This window comes from Natronomonas sp., assembly GCF_047616845.1.
Lineage (GTDB): Archaea > Halobacteriota > Halobacteria > Halobacteriales > Haloarculaceae > Natronomonas.
This window is the reverse complement of record NZ_JBLGBY010000043.1, coordinates 1-19,449: the sequence shown is the minus strand read 5'-3', so window position 1 is coordinate 19,449 and position 19,449 is coordinate 1. Positions and strand designations below refer to the sequence as shown.

General features: G+C 63.7%; 21 protein-coding genes and 1 tRNA gene. 17 read left to right on the top strand and 5 right to left on the bottom strand.

Features of this window, described 5'->3' with window-relative positions:
• A partial coding sequence (locus ACI8UR_RS09295) for a pro-sigmaK processing inhibitor BofA family protein (RefSeq protein ID WP_415087796.1) occupies window positions 1-279 on the bottom strand: 279 nt, incomplete at its 3' end.
• 84 nt (window positions 280-363) lie between these two features.
• Between ACI8UR_RS09295 and ACI8UR_RS09290 the strand changes: the two genes are divergently transcribed.
• The 8 genes from ACI8UR_RS09290 (at window position 364) to ACI8UR_RS09255 (ending at window position 6,978) form a co-directional block, all read left to right on the top strand.
• Window positions 364-436 (top strand) — tRNA-Pro (locus ACI8UR_RS09290).
• Window positions 437-537: 101 nt separating this feature from the next.
• On the top strand, window positions 538-951 hold the full coding sequence (locus ACI8UR_RS09285; RefSeq protein WP_411715870.1) for a group I intron-associated PD-(D/E)XK endonuclease: 414 nt from the start codon (window positions 538-540) through the stop codon (window positions 949-951).
• A gap of 284 nt (window positions 952-1,235) precedes the next feature.
• A complete protein-coding gene (locus ACI8UR_RS09280; RefSeq protein ID WP_411715871.1) occupies window positions 1,236-1,361 on the top strand; it encodes a hypothetical protein in 126 nt (41 codons plus the stop codon).
• Window positions 1,362-1,425: 64 nt separating this feature from the next.
• The gene (locus ACI8UR_RS09275) at window positions 1,426-5,088 is read left to right on the top strand and encodes an LAGLIDADG family homing endonuclease (RefSeq protein ID WP_415087794.1); all 3,663 of its coding nucleotides are present in this window, start codon (window positions 1,426-1,428) and stop codon (window positions 5,086-5,088) included.
• A 3-nt stretch (window positions 5,089-5,091) separates the two neighbouring features.
• Complete coding sequence (locus tag ACI8UR_RS09270; RefSeq protein WP_411716414.1) at window positions 5,092-5,346, top strand: hypothetical protein; 255 nt, start codon at window positions 5,092-5,094, stop codon at window positions 5,344-5,346.
• Window positions 5,347-5,386: 40 nt separating this feature from the next.
• A complete protein-coding gene (locus ACI8UR_RS09265) occupies window positions 5,387-5,725 on the top strand; it encodes a hypothetical protein (protein ID WP_411716413.1) in 339 nt (112 codons plus the stop codon).
• Entirely contained in the window at window positions 5,722-6,393 is a 672-nt protein-coding gene (locus ACI8UR_RS09260) for a hypothetical protein (protein ID WP_415087793.1), read from the top strand. Before ACI8UR_RS09265 ends, ACI8UR_RS09260 begins: the two co-directional genes overlap by 4 nt.
• Window positions 6,394-6,423: 30 nt before the next feature.
• Window positions 6,424-6,978: a hypothetical protein gene (locus ACI8UR_RS09255; protein WP_411714737.1), complete on the top strand. Its 555-nt coding sequence runs from the start codon at window positions 6,424-6,426 to the stop codon at window positions 6,976-6,978.
• On the opposite strand, the gene ACI8UR_RS09250 is transcribed toward ACI8UR_RS09255, so the two are convergent.
• Complete coding sequence (locus ACI8UR_RS09250) at window positions 6,960-7,823, bottom strand: transcription initiation factor IIB (RefSeq protein WP_411714736.1); 864 nt, start codon at window positions 7,821-7,823, stop codon at window positions 6,960-6,962. The genes ACI8UR_RS09255 and ACI8UR_RS09250 overlap by 19 nt on opposite strands.
• A gap of 173 nt (window positions 7,824-7,996) precedes the next feature.
• On the opposite strand from ACI8UR_RS09250, the gene ACI8UR_RS09245 reads away from it, so the two are divergent.
• Window positions 7,997-8,494 carry a hypothetical protein gene (locus tag ACI8UR_RS09245; RefSeq protein ID WP_411714735.1) on the top strand — a complete coding sequence of 166 codons (498 nt, stop codon included), beginning with the start codon at window positions 7,997-7,999 and terminating at the stop codon, window positions 8,492-8,494.
• On the opposite strand, the gene ACI8UR_RS09240 is transcribed toward ACI8UR_RS09245, so the two are convergent.
• A complete protein-coding gene (locus ACI8UR_RS09240; RefSeq protein ID WP_411714734.1) occupies window positions 8,491-9,198 on the bottom strand; it encodes an AAA family ATPase in 708 nt (235 codons plus the stop codon). The genes ACI8UR_RS09245 and ACI8UR_RS09240 overlap by 4 nt on opposite strands.
• Before the next feature lie 48 nt (window positions 9,199-9,246).
• The gene (locus ACI8UR_RS09235; RefSeq protein WP_411714733.1) at window positions 9,247-9,675 is read right to left on the bottom strand and encodes an HIT family protein; all 429 of its coding nucleotides are present in this window, start codon (window positions 9,673-9,675) and stop codon (window positions 9,247-9,249) included.
• A gap of 164 nt (window positions 9,676-9,839) precedes the next feature.
• On the opposite strand from ACI8UR_RS09235, the gene ACI8UR_RS09230 reads away from it, so the two are divergent.
• The 8 genes from ACI8UR_RS09230 to ACI8UR_RS09195 all read left to right on the top strand — a co-directional run bounded on the left by ACI8UR_RS09230 (window position 9,840) and on the right by ACI8UR_RS09195 (window position 18,128).
• Window positions 9,840-11,039, top strand: a complete 1,200-nt coding sequence (locus ACI8UR_RS09230; RefSeq protein ID WP_411714732.1) for an ABC transporter substrate-binding protein — start codon at window positions 9,840-9,842, stop codon at window positions 11,037-11,039.
• On the top strand, window positions 11,039-11,884 hold the full coding sequence (locus ACI8UR_RS09225) for an ABC transporter ATP-binding protein (protein WP_411714731.1): 846 nt from the start codon (window positions 11,039-11,041) through the stop codon (window positions 11,882-11,884). Before ACI8UR_RS09230 ends, ACI8UR_RS09225 begins: the two co-directional genes overlap by 1 nt.
• Window positions 11,884-12,735 carry an ABC transporter ATP-binding protein gene (locus ACI8UR_RS09220; RefSeq protein WP_411714730.1) on the top strand — a complete coding sequence of 284 codons (852 nt, stop codon included), beginning with the start codon at window positions 11,884-11,886 and terminating at the stop codon, window positions 12,733-12,735. The genes ACI8UR_RS09225 and ACI8UR_RS09220 overlap by 1 nt, the downstream gene beginning before the upstream one ends.
• 1 nt (window position 12,736) lies before the next feature.
• Window positions 12,737-14,833 (top strand): AMP-binding protein, encoded by a 2,097-nt coding sequence (locus ACI8UR_RS09215; RefSeq protein WP_415087791.1) that lies wholly within the window; start codon window positions 12,737-12,739, stop codon window positions 14,831-14,833.
• Window positions 14,834-15,763, top strand: a complete 930-nt coding sequence (locus ACI8UR_RS09210; protein ID WP_411714728.1) for a branched-chain amino acid ABC transporter permease — start codon at window positions 14,834-14,836, stop codon at window positions 15,761-15,763.
• 87 nt (window positions 15,764-15,850) lie between these two features.
• The gene (locus tag ACI8UR_RS09205) at window positions 15,851-16,894 is read left to right on the top strand and encodes a branched-chain amino acid ABC transporter permease (protein WP_411714727.1); all 1,044 of its coding nucleotides are present in this window, start codon (window positions 15,851-15,853) and stop codon (window positions 16,892-16,894) included.
• Window positions 16,894-17,292, top strand: a complete 399-nt coding sequence (locus tag ACI8UR_RS09200) for a PaaI family thioesterase (RefSeq protein ID WP_411714726.1) — start codon at window positions 16,894-16,896, stop codon at window positions 17,290-17,292. Before ACI8UR_RS09205 ends, ACI8UR_RS09200 begins: the two co-directional genes overlap by 1 nt.
• A complete protein-coding gene (locus ACI8UR_RS09195) occupies window positions 17,289-18,128 on the top strand; it encodes an amidohydrolase family protein (protein ID WP_411714725.1) in 840 nt (279 codons plus the stop codon). Before ACI8UR_RS09200 ends, ACI8UR_RS09195 begins: the two co-directional genes overlap by 4 nt.
• 48 nt (window positions 18,129-18,176) lie before the next feature.
• On the opposite strand, the gene ACI8UR_RS09190 is transcribed toward ACI8UR_RS09195, so the two are convergent.
• Window positions 18,177-19,313 carry a phenylacetate--CoA ligase family protein gene (locus tag ACI8UR_RS09190; RefSeq protein ID WP_411714724.1) on the bottom strand — a complete coding sequence of 379 codons (1,137 nt, stop codon included), beginning with the start codon at window positions 19,311-19,313 and terminating at the stop codon, window positions 18,177-18,179.
• Window positions 19,314-19,449: the final 136 nt, after the last annotated feature.

Here is a 19,449-nt window from a genome sequence, read left to right as displayed (position 1 = left end):
CGCCATCGCGCCCAGCGGCGCCATCGTCGCCACGAAGGCGATGTCCAGATACGCGAGGATGATGACGAGCAGTGCGCCGGGAACCCCGCCGACTGCACAGACCAACACCGCCACGGCCGATATCTCCACCCCGAGGCCGACGAAGTTCGCGATGAACAGGATGATGACGCCGACGATCGCGTTGACGACGAGCGGTTTGACCGCCTTGATGATCCGGAAGGCGCCGAACAGAAGCGCCAGTACCAACACCAGCAGGGCGATTTCGGTCGTTGTAACCATGCAGCGCGATTCTCGGCGTGACTGTATATCCCTTGGGGCCCGGAACGAAACGTTTTCACGCAGGCAGGAGGTATGGCCTGGTACGGGATCGTGGGTTAGCTTGGTATACTTGCGGCCTTGGGTGCCGTAGACCCCGGTTCAAATCCGGGCGATCCCATTTCGATTTTCCGGCTTTGCGGAGGCGTCTTTCGAGTAGTTCGGCCTTTTTTCGCCCGTGCTAACGTTTTTATTCGAAATCGGGAGCAATGCCGCTCAGAGATGGAGCCACACAGGAAGGGCGATTTGACAGAGGCAACGGTTATAACCGAACTCAAACGACGCGAGATACCGGTATCTCTCCCGTTTGGAGATAACGAACGATACGATGCAGTCATCGAGGCACCGAGCGGACAGCTATTTCGCGCACAGATAAAAACCGGCTGGAGAAACGGAGGCGTCGTGCAGTTCAAAGGGAACAGCCAGCATACGAACGCGGACGGGAACAGCTACAAACCGTACAGCGATGGAATCGATTGTTTCGTCGTCTACTCCCACGACATCGAGCGCCTGTTTCTGGTCTGGGAGGATGAAGTAGACGCCAACATGTCGATTCGGGTCGAGACGCCGAAACAGCGGCACGAAGATATGAACTGGGCAGCCGACTACGCTTTCGACGAGCGATGGCCGCCGTAGCCGTTTGGACGGCTTTGTCAGAAGGTTTTGTAGGGAACACCGAGTGCGATCGGTAGAGCACACAGTATGTCCGACAATCCTTTCGACGGGTCGCCGATTTCCCGGCGGCAGTTCGTGCGGCTCTCCGCGGCGACAGCGCGGCCTTCGAAAGCGCGGGCGGTACCGTCGCCGGGACGACCGGCGGCGACATCATCGTTGGCACCATCGAGGTCGGTGACGGCACGATACAGCTCATCGGGAGCCTGCTGCCGCCGGCGAGACAATCGAACCTCCATCCGTTCGGGATGTGCGACTACGCGGCGACGTACTTCGGCCATCTCGTGATGACGAACGCGCTGTTCGGCCAGCAGGTGCGGGAAGTCGACGGCGAGGAAGTGCTTCGGGTCGGCCGCGGCGGGGCTGACAACTAACCGTCCACTTTCACCCCGGTTGGCAAAGTTCTTATCCGGTGGCGCGCCAACTCTCAGTACCCTCATGGCGCGCGCGGAGAACACGGAAGTCATCGACAAGTTCGAGCAGTTCTACCGCGATTACTATCGCAACGAAATCGGGGAACTCGCCCAGAAGTACCCGAACGAACAGCGCTCGCTGTACGTCGATTGGGACGACCTCTATCGGTTCGACCCCGACCTTGCGGACGATTTTATCGCCCAGCCCGAGCAGATGCGCGATTACGCCGAGGAGGCGCTCCGCCTGTACGACCTTCCGGTCGACGTGAAACTCGGGCAGGCCCACATCCGCGTCGAGAACCTCCAGAAGACGACGGGCATCCGCGACATCCGCGCGCGCCACCGCGGCCAACTCGTCTCCGTCACCGGTATCATCCGCAAAGCGACCGACGTTCGGCCGAAGATAACCGAAGCTGCCTTCGAATGCCAGCGCTGCGGGACGCTCACCAGGATTCCGCAAACCTCCGGGGAGTTCCACGAACCCCACGAATGCCAAGGCTGTGAACGGCAGGGCCCCTTCGACATCAATTTCGACCAATCGGAGTTCGTCGACGCACAGAAACTCCGGGTACAGGAATCTCCCGAAGGCCTCCGCGGCGGCGAAACGCCACAGAGCATCGACGTGAACATCGAAGACGACATCACCGGGAAAGTGACGCCCGGCGACCACGTCCGCGTCATCGGTATTATCCACCTCGACCAACAGGAACAAAACCAGAGCAAGACGCCCATCTTCGACGTGTACATGAGCGGCATCTCCGTCGAAATCGAAGACGAGGAGTTCGAGGAGATGAACATCACCGACCAAGACAAGAAAGAGATCTACGCCCTCTCAGAACAGGCGGACATCGAACAGCAGTTCATCGACTCGATGGCACCCTCTATTCACGGCTACGAACAAGAGAAGCTTGCCATCATCCTCCAGTTGTTCGCCGGCGTCACGAAGAACCTCCCAAACGACTCCCGGGTTCGGGGGGACATCCACATCCTGCTGATGGGCGACCCCGGAACCGGGAAATCCCAGCTGATTCAGTACGTCAAGAACATCGCTCCGCGGGCAGTCTCGACCTCGGGGAAGAGCAGTTCCGCGGCCGGGCTGTGTGTCACCGGCGATACGGTGGTTCACACCAACAGCGGATTCCAGCGGATTCGAGACCTCGTTACTGAAGAGCTTCCCAACCCTGTCCGCGAGGAGACAGCCTCCCCGAAGGCCGTCGACGTACAGACGTTCGACCGGAACTCGGGGGAGATGACCGAATTCACCACCTCTCACGCGTGGCGAATGCCGGAGAAGCCGTGTCGCCGAATCGAGACGAGCGACGGAAAGGAACTCGAAGCTTCGGTGAACACGCCGGTGTTGACGTGCGGATCCGACGGAGTCGAGTGGCGGGAAATATCGGACATCGAAGCCGGCGATTACGTCGCCATACCGCGATACGGGGAACTCGACCGCTCGGAGGTGTCCGTTCGGGAGTTTCTCGAGCGTTCCACGGAGAACGTCGAACTGACCGACGCCTCCGTCGTCTTCCTCCGCGAGGCGCTTCAGGAGGAGTTCGGGACACTCAGGGACGCGGCAGCGGAACTGGAACTCTCGGAGGATTTCATCTATCTCCACCTCAAGAATCGCCACGTCCCCGTGGAGAAGCTGGATCGAATGCTCGAGGCCGTCGGAGCGACCCGCGAGGACGTTCAGTTCGAGCGGTTGATGCTCAACGGCGGCAGTATCACACTTCCCGAGACGTTCGACGAGGATCTCATGTACCTGTTGGGTCTCGTATTCGGCGATGGCGATATTTCGCTGAACCGACGCGGAGAAAATCGGGGGCAAGTTCGCATCTCCAACGGCGACGAGGCGGTACTCAACCGGGCTGCTAACATCTTCGAGGCGAAGTTCGACAAGCGACCGGACATCGAGTATCAAGACGACAGGGTTCCCTGTGTCCGGTTCAATAGTGCGACCGTCGCGCGGTTGTTCTCGAATGCGGGACTGACGACGCCGAAAGCGGAGCTCGCGTTGGCCCCGGAACTGACCACCGCAGCACACGCCGACGCGTTCCTTCGGGGGCTCATGGACGCCGATGGCTCCGTCTCGGCACGCGAAAACGGTGGGCAGAGCGTTCTCCTGTCGACGATTAGTGAACCGCTTGCCCAACAGGTTCAACTGCTGCTCGAAACGTACGGCATTCGAGCATCGGTTCGCGAACGGGATCGACGCGGCAGCTACGAACTCGCGGATGGACGGAGCATCGAGTCGAAACACGTCCAGTACTTCGTCGAGATGTACGGGGCGGATGTCGACCGGTATGCGGACGCCATTGGTTTCGATATCTCCGAAAAGCAGGCGGCCATCGAAGGCATCGTCGACGAGGGCCGACAGCAACGCGAGATGCTCCCCGTCGGCTCGGCGCTTGCGACCGTCGAGGGGTCGGTTGGCGAGTATCACCGGAACGTCAGCCGGGGGGACAATCCCGGACGAGTGCGGGCACGCGATATGCTCGATGATATCGACCTCGGGTCGGCGGAACCGGACGTACGTGAAGCCGTCGATGCCGACCTTCGCTGGGATGAAGTCGTCGCCGCCGTCGATACCGGCCACAAGGAAGTGTTCGATTTGACGGTTCCGGAGACGCACAACTTCGTCGGCAACGGCATCGTGACCCACAACACCGCTGCTGCCGTTCGCGACGACTTCGCCGACGGCCAACAGTGGACGTTGGAGGCCGGCGCACTCGTGTTGGCCGACCGGGGTGTCGCCGCCGTCGACGAACTCGATAAGATGGATGCCGCGGATCGCTCTGCGCTCCACGAGGGGCTCGAACAGCAGCAAATCAGCGTCAACAAGGCCGGCATCAACGCCACGCTGAAGAGCCGGTGTTCGTTACTCGCGGCGGCGAACCCGAAGTACGGCCGCTTCGACCAACACGAGAAATACAGCCAGCAAATCGACCTCGAACCGGCGCTGCTCTCGCGGTTCGATATCATGTTCATCATCACCGACGTACCGGATCAAGAGAAAGACAAGGAACTGGCCGAACACGTCGTCCAGACGAACTACGCTGGCGAAGTGTACACTCACCAACAGCAGAACCCCACCTCGAACTTCTCAGAGGACGAAGTCGAGAAGGCGACCGAGGATGTCCAGTCAGCTATCGACCCCGAGTTGATGCGGAAGTACATCGCCTTCGCCAAGCGCAACGTGTTCCCGACGATGACCGAGGAGGCCAAGACGGTCATCGAGGATTTCTACGTCGACCTCCGCTCGAAGGGACTCGACGAAGGGTCGGCGGTTCCCGTCACGGCGCGGAAACTGGAGGCGCTCGTCCGGCTCTCGGAGGCCAGCGCCCGGATGCGGTTGGGCGACCGCGTCGAAAAGCGGGACGCCGACAAGGCCGTCGATATCGTCATGTCCTCGCTGAAGGACGTGGGCGTCGACCCCGAGACAGGGGAGTTCGACGCCGACATCGTCGAGACGGGCACCTCGAAGAGCCAGCGCGACCGCATCAAGGACATCAAGGCGCTCATCAGCGAGATTCAACAGGAGTACGACGAGGGAGCCCCCATCGAGGAGGTGCTCGACCGTGCCGAGGAGATGGGTACGGAGCGGTCGAAAGCTGAACACGAGATCGACAAACTCAGACAGAAAGGCGAAGTGTACGAACCCCAGAGCGGTCACCTGCGGTCGGTGTGACGGATGGATCGCATCGCTGCACTTCGTCGCATCGAAGACGCGCTGGCCGAGTTCGAGACGGGAGATACCGAACTGGAGGAGTGCGAACGACGGGTGCGAGCAGCCGTCCGCACCTTCGCCACCGAGTTCGACGGTGACCGCTCGGCGTACCGGTCAGGTTCGGGCACCATCGTCGTCGCGACCTCTGAGCGAAAGGCCCGCGAACGCGTCCGGGAGTTGACCGATGTCGAGGCGCCGACAGTCGAGCGCATCGATTGATTCGGTAATTTTAAACTGAATAGTAGAGCAAAAACCAGCCGTGCTGTTAGTCGTGACGTACTCGCAGGCCGCGCGCACGTCGCTCCGGAACGTCTGTCGAACACACGAGGAGACCATCGTACGACGGTTCGGACGTGCAGCGCTGCTCGAGGAGACGGAACACGGGGCGTTTCTCGCATTGCGCCTTTGCGAGAAACACGCCGATGACGTACAGATAGAACGGACGGAGCCGTTCAACGAATTTCGGGACGTCCCCGACGGGGTTCGTGCCGCTGCCGAAGCCTACGAGAACCGAGCGAACACGAATACGGCGTACGCGAAGTTCGTGGTCGATACGCCACATCCGTCGGCCTCGGAACTGAAACAGCGGGAACTGTGAACCTCACAGCGCAGGTCGGCGTCATCGGGCCGGGACTGACGCTGGATAGACGTGCCGCGCTCGTCTCCGCCGCGCGCTCGCGCGGTGTGACGACGCGCGTCGATGAGGAACTCGCTGCGGCACGGCAGCGGCTGGAGACTCTCGAGGTGTCGACGCCGGAGGCTTCGCTCGAAGCGGCCAAGCGACGTGTCGCGGCGACGGAGTCGACGCTCGAAGCGAAACGGGAGCGTGTTGCGATGCTTCGGGGACGGATGCAGGAAGCGACTGACGAAGGTGTCGCTGCCGAGTACCAGAACGCGATTCGAGCGCTCTCGGAACTGGAAACGGAACACGCGGCTGCCAGAGAGCGGCTGGCTGAGGTGCGCGGCCGCGCTCGAAGCGCCCGTGACACCCGTGAGCGTCGGCTTCAGCTGGAAGATCGAATCGCGAACCTCGAACGGACGGCGCGGGAAGAGTGTATCGGGAAGATACGGCCGCGTGTCGACGAGGCGATGCTGGACGTGCCGGGAAGTTCCGCGGACAGCTTCACGGCTGCCGACCCGGTGACGGCGGCGCTTGCAGTCGTCCACGTCGGGCGCGTCCACACGCCGGTCGTGCTCGCCTGTCGGCGGTTCCCGGACGCCGCGGCCGCCGAGTCGTGGCTGGCGGCGCCCGTCGTTCGGCTGTAGTTTATGTTCGAAAACGCGGCCAGGGCCACCATGCCCGAGCTCGACATCGAGACGATCCGAAGCGGGGGCGTGACGTTCGTCGAAGTATGCCTTCATGCCGACCAGGCCCACCGCGTTCGCATCGAGCCTCGTGTCGATGGGGCGGTTTGGCTGCCCCGAACCGATGGCAGGCTGGCTGATGGATGGGACGAACGCAGCGTGACAGCGACGGTTGAGCCGGGGACGACACCGTTCGGCTTCGCGACGCCAAAAGCACCGAAGCCGCCGGTGGTCGAGCTCGTCGCCGCCGAGCCGATGGCTGCTGGAGCGCTACCGGATGGCGTCGAGTCGTGGCTCCGGCGAGTCGAAGCACGGGTCGGCCGAGCCGAGCGAATCGCAGCGGTTGACGACCTCGCGTCCGCGACCGACGCTGTCACAGCGGAGGGTGGGCTCGCAGAAGTCGAATCGCTCGCAGCCGCGCTCGCTCGTGACCGCCGGCTCTGCTCGCGGCTGTCTTTCGTTCCTGATGACCTCGAACGCCGACTGCTGGCCGTCGATATCCCGGTAGAAACGTTGCAGCGGCTCGCTCACTCCCGGAGGTCGTGATACGTGTTCCGGATGGTGACTGCCGAGACATCCGCGACGGCGGCGGCTTCACGCTGTGTGAGGTCGAAGCTCGCCTCCTGTGCGACGGTGTACAGGCAGGCCGCCGCGACGCCGCTTGGGTTTCGCCCGGCGACGAGCCCTGAATCGGTGGCGTCCGTCGCCAGGTCTCGAGCGCGGCGTTCGAGGTGCTGTGGCACGTCGAGTTTCGATGCGAACCGGGCGAGATATTCGGCCGGGTCGATGGGGCCGGTCGGCAGTCCGAGATCTCGGTTCAGGGCGTCGTAGGCGACTTTGAGTTCGGCCTCGGTGGCCGTGGCCACGTCGACGATCTCTCCGAGCGTCCGTGAGACAGCCGCGGTACGGCAGACCGCATAGACGGCTGCCGCAGCGAAGCCTTCGATGGAACGCCCCTGAAGCAGGTCGTTCTCCTGAGCGGATTCGAAGAGGACGCAGGCTCGCTCCTGTAGGGCGTCGGGCAGTTCGAGCCGCCCCACGAGCCGGCGAATCTCGGTGAAGCCGTACACCTGATTGCGCTCTCGTTTCGAGCGAATCTGCGCGCGGTTGTGCTGTCGTCGCATCCGGGCGATGCGACGCCGCTTGCGACCCTTCAGACGGGTCGAACGGCCGATTTCGGTCGACAGCCCCCTGTCGTGTCGCGACCGTGTAAGCGGGGCGCCGCAGCGTTCGGGGCTGGTGTCGTCGTCCGCGAACGACCGCCACTCCGGGCCGCGGTCGAGCGTATCCTCGGAAACGACCAGTCCACACTCGTCGCAGATGGTCTCCGTGTCGGTACTCCGCAGGCGCCCCTCACATTCGGGGCAGATGCCTCGTGTGCTCGCACTCATCACATGCGAAACTGCGCCCGGATTCCCTATTAAAAACGGAGCGAGCACTGGGGAACGTTGGTCGACTCTCGGCGGAGAGGGTATCGGTAACCGGTACCCTCTCGTCGCCGTTTCCGGCGGTCGTTTTGCACCATCCATTGGATTTAATTACGAAGGCGGGGGCACTCGCAGATATGGGGCTGGCAGACCTCGCGGAGGGGCTGGAGGTGACGACGGAGCAGCGGGAACGCGGTATCGCGACGACGGACGACACCGAGACGCCGCTTGCGGCGCGGTTGGCACCGCTTGCCGATGCGCTTCCGTGTTCGCCGGATGCCGCCGCTTCACTCGTCGAGGCGTACGCGGAGGGGGCGAGCGTCGGCCGGGCAGCGGCGGTGGCGGAACTGCCGGAGACGACAGCTGCGAAAACGCTGTATCTGCTCGGCGAACCGGTCGACCCGCTGACGCCGACCGCGAAACGGGTTCTCGAAGACTGGCTGGCAGGTGAGATATCGCGAACGGAGGCGCGAACGCTCGCCGGCGTCGGCGACGAGGAATTCGCACTTGGGGCGTATATCGCGACACACGAGCCGATAGCTGCAGCCGAATCGGCCGTTGCGGACGCGCTGTCTCTCGAGCGTCCCGCCGATCCGCTCGCGGATGCCCGGAGCAACGTCGACGACTGGCTCTAACCCAGAAGCTTCGAGCGGAGGCCGGCATCGTCGGGGAGAGTCACAGTCACGTCAAGCGTCGCTTCGAGAACGTCCGCGATTGCTCGTCGTGCATCCGAGTCGGTTTCGACAGCCAGTCCGTCGGTCGTGAACGCCGGCACCGCAACGTCCGCGTTCGCGGAGTCGTCTGTTCGTGTGAGAACGGTCGTGGCTTCATCGACGCCGATATCGGCCAATCGGTCTTCTGTACGGGGAATAGCGCCAGCGGCCCGCACCCCGTCACAGACAATCGCAGTCCGGTCGGTGGCGGTGGCCGCCGCGACTGCCTGGTTCGCCGCAAGCGGCGGCGTATCGGCGATGACGAAATCGACCGCTCTGGCGGCCTCCGCGATTCGGTCTTCGAACGCCTCGGCGGCTTCGGGCGTCTTCGCTCGAGCGAGCCGCTCGAACGGGGCGTGGGCAGGACAGACCGCGAGTCTGCCAGCCGCCTCGAGGTCGCGGTCGATGAGCCCCTCCTCGATGGGCGAGTCGGTGAGACAGAGTTGGGTCATGTCCGGATCGATGCGGCCCTCTGTGCGGTCGGCCAGCCCCTGCGTCCCGTAGGCAGCGTCGAGGACGGCGACGTCACGGCCGTCGCGAGCCAACAGGGTGGCACATTCGAGCGTCAGTCGGGTCGTTCCGACGCCGCCAGCGGCGCCGACGAGCGCGAGCGTATCGCTTGTCACAGAATAGTTGCGTTCGTTATCCGGTAAAAATATGCCGCTCCGAACGCGCTACTCGGCCGCTCCGCGGATGCCCGCTGCGATAGTGTCGAGTTCGTCGTCCGGGAGGTCGGGTCGCGTCCGAACGATGGAGTGGATGGCGCCGCCGCCATCGCCCTCGAACCGCGGCACGATGTGGCCATGGACGTGTGGCACTTCCTGCCCGGCAGCCTTCCCATCGTTCATGCCGACGTTGACACCGTCGGCGTCGACGGCCGCCTCCACGGACGGCGCCAGCCGCCCGAGCGTTTCGAAGACGGCGTTGCGGTCGGCCGTCGGCAGGTCGTCGATACGCTCGTGGTGGGCCTTCGGGACGACGAGCGTGTGCCCGCGCGAAAGCGGGTTCGCATCCAGAAACGCCAGAACGTTGTCGTCCTCGTACACGACGCGGGCAGGAATCTCACCATCGAGAATGTGACAGAATACACAGTCTTCGCTCATGCTCACATATGGTTGAACGGATGGCTTTAATCTTGGTGCGTCTCGGTGGGCTTTTTGACCGCGGTATAGCGGGCTGTTTTTAGGGCAAAACATAAATCGGCGCCTTCCATTGTGATGTTCGTATCATGAGGAAGTTCACCAATTCACATGGCCGGCGGCGGTTCATGAAAGCCACCGCTGGGACGATTGCCGTTGGGTCGCTCGCGGGCTGTACCGGTGGAGACGGCGGCGATGAAAACGCCATCACCGTGCCAGGGCTGTACGACGAGAGTGGTGGCACCTCCGACGTCGGCCGGCCGACGGCCATCGGGTCGCGCGACGCGATCAAGTATTTCAACGAGAACGACCTTCTGCCGCGAACTATCGACCATCCGAACAGCGACTACGCCTACGAAGTGCCCCAGGCCCAACAGCTGTACGACCAGTACACCTCCGGCTCCAACCCACCGATGATTATCGGCTGGGGGACGGCCGACACCGAAGCGCTGTCCGGGTCGGTCGCCGAAGACCAAATCATCTACGTCTCCGCGTCCTATTCGGCGAATCTATTGACCGAGGAGGCGCCGTACAACTTCTTCGGCAACCTCGATTACACGAGTCAGGCGCGAGCTCATCTCAAGTGGATCGCCGACAACGACGCCGAGGCGACGATCGCGTTCATCTTCTCGAACAACCCGTTCGGGAAAGCCCCAGTCGAGGGCGGCAAGCAGTACGCCAACGAGCTCGGGCTGGATGTCGCCGATGATATCAATCTCCCGCTTGACGCGAATTCCGCGACCACGCAGTTGCGGCAGGCCCGCGACGCCGGCGTCGATTACCTCATCCACCAGAACACCGCTGGGCCGATGCAGGTGTTGCTCTCGGACAAAGACGACGTGTACCCGGACGTGACGGTGTGTGGGCTGACCTACACCGTCGACGAAGCCCGGATTCAGGAGTCGCCGGAGAACTTCGAGGGCGTCCGATACGTCAACGCCTTCCGGACGTTCCAGGGCGCACTTGACGTCGGCGGCGACGGTGCCGACATGATAGAGGCCAACTTCGAGCGCGAGGGGCGCAGCATGGACGACCCACAGGTGGCGAACCTCAACTACGTCCGCGGCTGCATCCACGCCATTCTGGTGTTGAAAGGGTTGCAGAACGCCATCGACAATGACCGCGACCCGACGAGCGGAGCCGACGTCCGGCAGTCGATGTTCGACATCACGGACGAGAACATGTGGGGCCTCTCGGAGCCGTTCAACTACATGGAGGACGACCGCCGCCCAACCATGACCGGCCGGCTCTTCGAGGTGTCCGACGGCAGCTTCGAGTTCGATACAACGGTCGAACTGCCCCGCCGGGAGGACTGGATCGGTCTCTGATGACGGCGAGCGAACGCGCGACCTCGACGTCAGCCGAATCGGCCGACGAGCCGCCGGTGGTCGAACTCGACAACGTCGAAATCGTCTATGACAGACATTTCCTGGCAGTACAGGGCGTTTCCATGGCTGCCGAGGAAGGCGACATCGTCGCGTTGCTCGGGCCGAACGGCGCCGGAAAATCGACCATCCTCAAGATGATAAGCGGCATCGGTCGCACCGAGCGGGGCGAGGTCTCCCGCGGGCACGTCTTCTACGACGGCGAGGACGTGACGAACAACGGCGCCAACGAGATGGTCTCACGCGGCGTCACGCACATCCTCGAGGGGCGCCGGGTGTTCGAAGACCTCACGGTCGAGGAGAACCTCCGCTGTGGGCTGTATCGCGGCGGGCGCCGATTCCGCTTCGATGAGGACGATTACGAGATCGCCTTCGAATACTTCCCGCAGTTGAAGGACATCCTGAACCTGAAGGCCGGCTACGCCAGCGGCGGCCAACAGCAGATGCTCGTCATCGCGCGGGCGCTCATCCACCGGCCACGACTACTGTTGCTCGACGAACCCTCGCTCGGCCTCGCGCCGAAACTGGTACAGGACATCTTCGAGACGCTCGTCGAGATCAACCGCGAGGAGGACATCACGATGATCATCGCCGACCAGAACGCAAAGCGGACGCTCAACATCGCGGATTACGGCTACGTGATGGAGAACGGGCAGATAGAACTCAACGACCCGGCCGACGTGCTGGCCGAACGCGAGGAGATCAAGGAATTCTATCTCGGCACCTCCAGTGAGACCTCACGGTACACGGACATCCGCCATTACAAAATCCGCAAGAGGTGGACCTGATGAGCGCCGACGATGCGAACAGACCGACCGACGACACGAGCCTCGATACCGCATCCCTCCGGAGCGGGCCGCCGATCGACCCCGAAGAGGCGGCCATCGGCTGTCGGAACATCACGAAAACGTTCGGCTCCGTCACGGCCGTCGACGACGTCGAACTCGGCGTCCAGCCCGGCGAGTGGCTCTCCATCGTCGGCCCGAACGGCGCCGGGAAAACGACGCTTCTGAACATCCTCAACGGCTTTTACGAACCCGATTCCGGCGGCGACGTGTATCTCGACGGCGAGAACGTCACGGACACGCCCGAATACTACCGCGCCCGAGCCGGCCTGGGGCGCACCTTTCAGGGACTCGAGCTGTTCGAAGAGGAGGACGTCATCGAGAACGTGATGACGATACGCTCGGTTACGGAACGGCCGAACCTCCTGTCGGCGCTGCTTTTCTACGGCGCCGGCCGCCGAACCGAGGCCGAGAACATGCGCCGCGTCGAGGAGATTCTGGATTACCTGGAGCTGTGGGAGTACCGCCACGCGACGATATCTGGGCTCCCGCTCGGCGTCCGTCGACGGGTCGACCTCGCGCGGTCGCTGGCGCTTGAACCCGACGTCCTCCTTCTGGATGAGGCGATGAGCGGCCTGACGTTCGACGAGAAGTACGACATGATCCGGTTTCTGACCGACCTCCACGAACAGGAAGACCTCACGCTTGTCATGATCGAACACGACCTCGAAGTCGTCACCGCCGTCTCCGACCGCATGGTCGTGATGCAGGAGGGCGGCGTCCTCGCACGCGGCCCGCCCGACGCGGTCACCGACGACCCGGAAGTCGCCCGCGTGTACACGGGGGTGGACTGAGATGGCGACCAACGAAATCAGCGAGGCAGCGACGCCCGACGACACGTCCAGCCTCACTGTCGACCGCATCCTGTCGGCACCCGACGACGCCGACGTGCCCATCGTCTCCGACCGAGCACTGCCCGAGATTCTCTTCGACCACGTCGAGGAGCACGGCGACGACATCGCCTTGCGGTGGAAACGCTACGGCGTCTGGGAGGAGTACACCTGGGAGGAGTATTACGAGCGCGTCGAGGCGTTCGCGCTCGGTCTCGAGGAGTACGGCTTCGGCGATGGCGACGTGCTGTTCACCATCGGCTACAACCGACCGCACCAGCTGTGGTCGTGGATGGCCGCCCAGTCGCTCGGCGGCATGGCGGCGCCGAACTACGAGGACATGCTCCCTGACGACATCCGAAAGCAACTGGAGTTGCTCGAACCCTCCGTCGTCTACGCCGAAGACCAGGAGATGGTCGACAAACTCCTCCTCGTCGCCGACGACGTCCCCTCGCTCGATACCATCATCTACCGCGATGAGAAGGGGATGTTCCGCTACGACGACCACACCGACCCCGAGGTCATCTCGTACGCATCCGTCGAGGAACAGGGGCGCGAACGCCTCGAAACCGGCGAAGTCAGCGAAAACTATCTGCACGAGCAGGTGCAGGCAATCGACCCGGAGACGACGGCGATGTTGCCGCCGACCTCCGGGACGACCGGCATGCCGAAACGGGTGCAGTTGAGCCATTTCAACTTCATCAATCTCGCGAACGCGGCCATCGAGATCGACCCATTGCCGAAGGAGTCCGACTACTTCTCGTATCTCCCGATGGCGTGGGTCGGCGAGCAGATGATACTCATCGCCGCCGCGTTCGTCGGCGGCTGGACGGCGAACTTCCCCGAACAGCCCGAAACCGAGGCCGAAGACCTCCGGGAAATCGGTCCGGAAATCATCTTCTCATCGCCGAATCGCTACGAGGCGTGGGTCGCGGATATCAAAGCGAAAATCGAGAACACCTCACGCCTCAAACGGTTCGTCTACGAGAAGGCCATGTCCATCGGCCGCAAATACGCCGAATACATCAGCGGCGACAAGGCCGACGAGGAACCGCCGGCGACGCTGCGGGCCGCCCACTGGCTCTCCTACTGGGTCGCCTACCGGCCGATTCTTGACAAGATCGGCCTGAAACGCGCCAAGAACGTCTACACCGGCGGCGGCCCGCTCGGTGAAGACCACTTCTCGTACTACCACGCCCTGGGCGTTCCCCTCAAACAGATTTGGGGCCAATCCGAGGTCTGTGGATTCGTGACGATGCACCGCGACGACGACATCCAGGTCGACACCGTGGGCGAGCCGTTCCCCAACGTCGAGGTCGGCATCACTCCCGGTGGCGAACTGCTCGTTCGCGGCCCCGTCGTCACCTCCGGCTACTACGGCATGCCGGAGAAAACCGAATCGGCCATCGAGGAAGTCCCCGCGAGTGGAGCGAGCGGGGAGTCGGGAGCGTCCGACGCTGCCGGAAGGTGGCTCCACACCGACGACTTCGGCGCGCTCACCGACGAGGGCCACGTCAAGATCTTCGACCGGATGGACGACGTCCTCGAACTCGAAGATGGGGCCGCCGTCGCGCCCATCAGCGTCGAGACGAAGCTGAAGTTCAACCCCTACGTCAAGGAGACGCTCGTCATCGGTGATGGCCGCGACTCGCTTGCGGCGGTGTTGAACATCCGGTTCGACAACGTCGCCGAATGGGCCGACCAGCGGGACATCCAGTATGCGGGCTATCGCGATTTGACCCAGAAAAAGCCCGTCCTTGAGCTGCTCCGGGGGGTCGTCGCCGAGACCAACGCGGAGCTCGACCACCCGATAGAGCGGTTCGTCATCCTGTTCAAGGAGTTCGACGCCGACGACGGCGAACTCACGCGAACCGGGAAGATACGACGGGAGGTCGTCGTCGACCGCTACCAGAAACTCGTCGACGGCATCTACTCCGGCGAGGACGAAATCGAGATGGAAGTCACAATCACCTACCAGGACGGACGTGAGTCGGACGAACGCGGCGTCATGCGAGTAGTCGATGTCGATGAACCGCTCGATGCGAACGTGGAGGTGGAGTAGATGGTCAACGTCAGCACGTTCATCGACATCATCATCTCCGGTGTCGGCCTCGGTGCGCTGTACGCCCTCGTCGCGATGGGCTTTTCGCTCATCTACAAGGTCACCGGCGTCCTCAACTTCGCACAGGGGCAGTTGGCCCTGGTCGGCGCCTACGGCGTTGTCATCCTCGGCACGTCGGCGCTGCTGTCGACGTCGCTGCCCGCGGTTGCGGCCGTCGGCGCGACCATCCTGATCGGGGTCGGCCTCGGCATCCTGCTCGAACGCGTCGTCTTCCGGCAGTTCATCGGCGAGCCCGTGCTGTCGGTCATCATCGTCACGCTGGCGCTCAGCGACATCTTCAGCGGGTTCATCCGGTTCCTCCTCGGCCCGAACTACCGGTCGTATCCTGACGCGTTGACCTTCGGCTTCAGTATCGACCTCCCGCTGGGCACGTCCATCTCGGCGGCGTATGCGCTGGCAGTCGCGCTGGCGCTCGCCGTCGTCGTCGTGCTGATGCTGTTCTTCCGGTACACCGTCACGGGCAGCATCCTTCGGGCGTCCGCAAGCGACGAGCAAGCCGCGATGGTACTCGGCGTCAGCATCGAACGAACCATCGCCCTGGCGTGGGCGCTCTCCATCGGCATCACCGCCATCGGCGGGATGTTGCTCGCGATGTCATCGGGCGGGGCCGGCTTCGCCATCGAGACGACCGGCATCGTCATCTTCGCGGCGGTCGTCTTCGGCGGCCTCGACTCGATTCCCGGCGCCTTTATCGGCGCCATCGTCGTCGGCTTGCTGGAAGAACTCGGCTCCTACTACCTGGAGGGCGGCAGCGCCATCATCGACTTCGGCCCCGGCTTCGGCCAGATACTGCCGCTCGTCTTCCTGCTCGTCGTCATCGTCGTGAAACCGTACGGCCTGTTCGGCACCGAACGTATAGAGAGGCTCTAACGATGTTCCACACCACCATCCACGATTCCGAACCCGTATCGCCCGTGGCGCCGACGAACAGCACGCGGCCAGAGGAGGTGCAGTAGCGTGCCGTCCGGCGAATATTTCACCGATTACGCGTCCCGGATGGGGCTGTTCCGCTGGCGCATCCAGAAAGTCGCGCTCCTCTTCGGACTCCCGATTCCGTTCCTGCTCCCCTTCGCTGTCGGCGGTGGGACGCTGTCGTTGTTCTCGCGGATGTACATCTTCGCCATCGCCGTCCTCGGGCTGAACGTCATCCTCGGCTACGCGGGCGAGATCGTCCTCGCACAGGGAGCGTTCATGGCTATCGGTGCATACGCGACGAGCCGGATGCTCGGTGCCGGCGCCGGCCTCCTTCCGGCCATCACCGTCGGCGGCATCCTCGCTGCAGCCGTCGCCGTCGCCTTCGGTTTGCCCTCGTTCCGTGTCAAGGGGTTCTACATCGCCATCTCGACGCTCGCGTTGCAGTTTATCTCCGAGTGGTTCTTCAACAACAGCCGCGCCGACTGGATTCACGGCGGTTCCCAACAGCGCATCGCCTCGGAGGTCGGCCTCGTTGGCCCCATCGGGAAGGTGGGCACCGACCTGCACATCTACTACATCGGCCTCGTCGGGATGCTCTTCTTCGCGATGCTGTCGTTGAACCTCTCGCGAACCGGCATCGGCCGGACGTTCCGCGCCGTCCACGAAAACGACCTTGCGGCGGCCGTCCTCGGCATCAACGTCTTCAAGAACAAGCTGTTGGCGTTCGCCATCGGCGGCTTCATGATCGGCGTCTCCGGCGGGCTATACGCCTTCTATATCGGCTTCATCAGCCCGGCTTACTTCACGCTCGCGCTCACGCTGGAACACTACGTCATGTTACTGTTCGGCGGGCTGGGGCACGTGTGGGGGGCGCTCATCGGCGTCGGCGTCGTGACGCTGTTGCAGGACGTCCTCCGGAACATCCTGCAGAGCGTTTCGGCGGCCACCGGCCTCAACGCGACGGCGCTCGTGCCGGTGTTCTTCGGCAGCATCATCATCATCGTGCTGGCCGTCGAACCGAAGGGCGTCCTCGCCGCGCTCGGACAGCTCAAAGAATATCTGCGGAACTGGCCGTACGCGTACTGATGACGGACGTGACAGAGACGGCGCGGGAACTGCTCGACCTGCCGTTTCACCGCGCCAACGATATCGAAGTCGTCTCGGCAACCGAAGAGACGGCCCACACCCGGTGGCCGTTCGACAAGTCGCTCGTCGGCAATCCGGAGGTGCCGGCCGTCCACGGCGGCGTTATCTCGGCGCTTGCCGACCTCACCGGTTCGGCGCCGTTCGTCGGATCGCTCGGCCGCTACACCCCAACTATCGACCTTCGGGTCGATTATCTCACCCACGCCGGCGAGGCGGAACTGGAGGGGTTCGCCGAGGTGCGCGGCCGCGGCGAGACGGTCGGCCGCGTCAACATCGTCGTCGAATCCGGCGGCGACACCTGCGCGAAGGCACGGGGGGTGTACAAGCTCGCCCCATGACGGAAACGCTCTCCGGTGCGACGGACATCCACGTCCACCTCATGCCCGACCGTCTGATGACCGCCATCCGTGGCGCGCTCAACGACGCCGCCGGCTGGGAGTTCCCACACCCGACCGACCGCGAGCAGATGGAGGCGCATCTCCGCGAGCACGGCGTCGAGCGGTACTGTGCGCTACCCTATGCCCACAAACCCGGTATCGCCGATGACCTCAACGACTGGGTGCTCGACCGCGCCGCCGACTCGGAGATGTGTCTCCCCTTCGCCACCGTCCACGGCGATGACGAGGTCGGCGCGGTTGTCGAGGCGGCGTTCGAAGCGGGCGCTCGCGGCCTGAAGTTCCAGTGTCCCGTCCAGGAGGTCGGCCCCGACGACCCCCGACTCGACCCGGCCTTCGAGTTGGCCGCCGAGTACGACCGACCAATCCTGTTTCACGCCGGAACAGCGCCGATGTTCCGGGATTCGCCGCACGTCGGCGTCGACGCCTTCCGGTCGTTCCTCGAATCGTACCCCGACGTCCGGGCGTGTGCCGCCCACATGGGCGCCTTCGAGACGGCCGAATTCATCGACGTCGCGCGGAACCACGACAACGTCTTCCTCGATACCTGCTTTGCGATGTCGACGGCCGTCGGCGACTACATGGAGTTCGACCCGAGCGACGTCGACGACGCGGTGTTCGAGGAACTGTCGGGGCGAATCATGTACGGCTCCGATTACCCGAACATCCCGCATCAGTACCGTGCCGAACACGAGGGGCTACTGGAGCGTGACCTCTCCGATGCGGCGTTCGAGGCGTTGTTCTCCGGCGCTGCAGACCGATTCCTCGGCGAGCGATAATCACGCGTATCGTCGAGCTTTCGCGGGCGAGAAGCGACGGCGGCGGATTCAGTAGCGGTCGTCGACGACGCCCGTCTCCTCGAGGTCGTCGACGAGGTTGATTTCGTCGGGGGCGACGAGCAGCCGGCCTTTGACCGCCGAGGCCAGTTCCTCGATATCGGCGGTGCCTTCGACGATGAGGTGGATTTCGTCAGTCGATTCGGGCCGGCTGAGTTCGAGTCGGAACTCGCCGGAAAGGCCTTCGAAGCCCGCGAGCACGGTGCCGAGCGCCTCGGGATACAGTTTGACGCCTTTCACCTTCAGTCGGCCGTCCGTCCGGCCGATGACGCCGTTCGGGAGGACGATTTCGCCGTCGCGGCGCTCCCACTCGGTCAGGTCGCCGGTGCGATAGCGGACGAGAGGACACCCCTCCTTCTTGAGATGCGTGACGACGAGTTCGCCCCGCTCGCCGTACGGCAGTACCTCGCCGGAGTCGGGGTCGATGACCTCGATGAGCGCGTAGTCGTCGAGGAGATAGAGGCCGTCCTCGGCCTCGGTTTCGGCGGCGACCGGCAGAATCTGGCGCGTGCCGAAGTAGTCGACAGCTGTGTCGGCACCGAGGGCGTCCTTGACCTCGGCACGGAGCCCGGGGATCGAGGTGAACGGCTCGCCACCGCCGAGGAAGGTGTCGACGCTCCCGCCCGCCTCGCCGATTTTGAGCGCGAAGGATGGGTTGCCGACAAGCGCGTCGACGTCGTACGTTTCGATGGTCGCTGCGGCCTGTTCGGATTCGCCGGGGCCGGCCGGGATGACCTCCGCACCGAGGGCTTCGAGGCCGCGCTGGATGATGATACCCGTCCCGAACGTGTGGTAGCCGAAGGTGTTGAGCACGCGGTCGCCGGCCTCGATGCCGGCGCGCTCGAAGGCGCGGGCGTTGGCCTCGGCCTGCCACTCGAGGTCGGCAGCGGTGTCGAACACCGGCGCGAGGTCGTCACCGAGCGGCGTGAAACACATCATCGCGGCGCCGTCGTACAGCGACCCTTCCGGGGCGTGCTCGTCGTAATCGACCTTTAGCTCCGTGCCGGTGAGGAAGGGGAGTTCGCGGAACTCCTCCCAGGAGTCGACGGAGCCGAGTGCCTCGTAGAGGGCGTAGTCGCCGACGCGCTCGAGCTGTTCGTTGACCGCCGCGAGTGTCGCTTCGTCCATGGACTGGGTGGGGCGTGAAACGGTAAAAAACCGCAGGGCGATTCAGTCGGGAGCGGCGCCGAGGTCGGCGAGGGCGTCGCCGATGGCCTGCCGATACGAGTCGAGGTCGTAGCCGAGCCGTCGAACCCACACGTCC

What these genes read in the sequence shown, in the direction of transcription:
- ACI8UR_RS09285 (WP_411715870.1), top strand. Translation starts at nt 538, where the DNA reads ATGGAGCCACACAGGAAGGGCGATTTGACAGAGGCAACGGTTATAACC.
- ACI8UR_RS09280 (WP_411715871.1), top strand. Translation starts at nt 1,236, where the DNA reads ATGTGCGACTACGCGGCGACGTACTTCGGCCATCTCGTGATGACGAAC.
- ACI8UR_RS09275 (WP_415087794.1), top strand. Translation starts at nt 1,426, where the DNA reads ATGGCGCGCGCGGAGAACACGGAAGTCATCGACAAGTTCGAGCAGTTC.
- ACI8UR_RS09270 (WP_411716414.1), top strand. Translation starts at nt 5,092, where the DNA reads ATGGATCGCATCGCTGCACTTCGTCGCATCGAAGACGCGCTGGCCGAG.
- ACI8UR_RS09255 (WP_411714737.1), top strand. Translation starts at nt 6,424, where the DNA reads ATGCCCGAGCTCGACATCGAGACGATCCGAAGCGGGGGCGTGACGTTC.
- ACI8UR_RS09250 (WP_411714736.1), bottom strand. Translation starts at nt 7,823, where the DNA reads ATGAGTGCGAGCACACGAGGCATCTGCCCCGAATGTGAGGGGCGCCTG.
- ACI8UR_RS09245 (WP_411714735.1), top strand. Translation starts at nt 7,997, where the DNA reads ATGGGGCTGGCAGACCTCGCGGAGGGGCTGGAGGTGACGACGGAGCAG.
- ACI8UR_RS09235 (WP_411714733.1), bottom strand. Translation starts at nt 9,675, where the DNA reads ATGAGCGAAGACTGTGTATTCTGTCACATTCTCGATGGTGAGATTCCT.
- ACI8UR_RS09230 (WP_411714732.1), top strand. Translation starts at nt 9,840, where the DNA reads ATGAAAGCCACCGCTGGGACGATTGCCGTTGGGTCGCTCGCGGGCTGT.
- ACI8UR_RS09225 (WP_411714731.1), top strand. Translation starts at nt 11,039, where the DNA reads ATGACGGCGAGCGAACGCGCGACCTCGACGTCAGCCGAATCGGCCGAC.
- ACI8UR_RS09220 (WP_411714730.1), top strand. Translation starts at nt 11,884, where the DNA reads ATGAGCGCCGACGATGCGAACAGACCGACCGACGACACGAGCCTCGAT.
- ACI8UR_RS09215 (WP_415087791.1), top strand. Translation starts at nt 12,737, where the DNA reads ATGGCGACCAACGAAATCAGCGAGGCAGCGACGCCCGACGACACGTCC.
- ACI8UR_RS09210 (WP_411714728.1), top strand. Translation starts at nt 14,834, where the DNA reads ATGGTCAACGTCAGCACGTTCATCGACATCATCATCTCCGGTGTCGGC.
- ACI8UR_RS09200 (WP_411714726.1), top strand. Translation starts at nt 16,894, where the DNA reads ATGACGGACGTGACAGAGACGGCGCGGGAACTGCTCGACCTGCCGTTT.
- ACI8UR_RS09195 (WP_411714725.1), top strand. Translation starts at nt 17,289, where the DNA reads ATGACGGAAACGCTCTCCGGTGCGACGGACATCCACGTCCACCTCATG.
- ACI8UR_RS09190 (WP_411714724.1), bottom strand. Translation starts at nt 19,313, where the DNA reads ATGGACGAAGCGACACTCGCGGCGGTCAACGAACAGCTCGAGCGCGTC.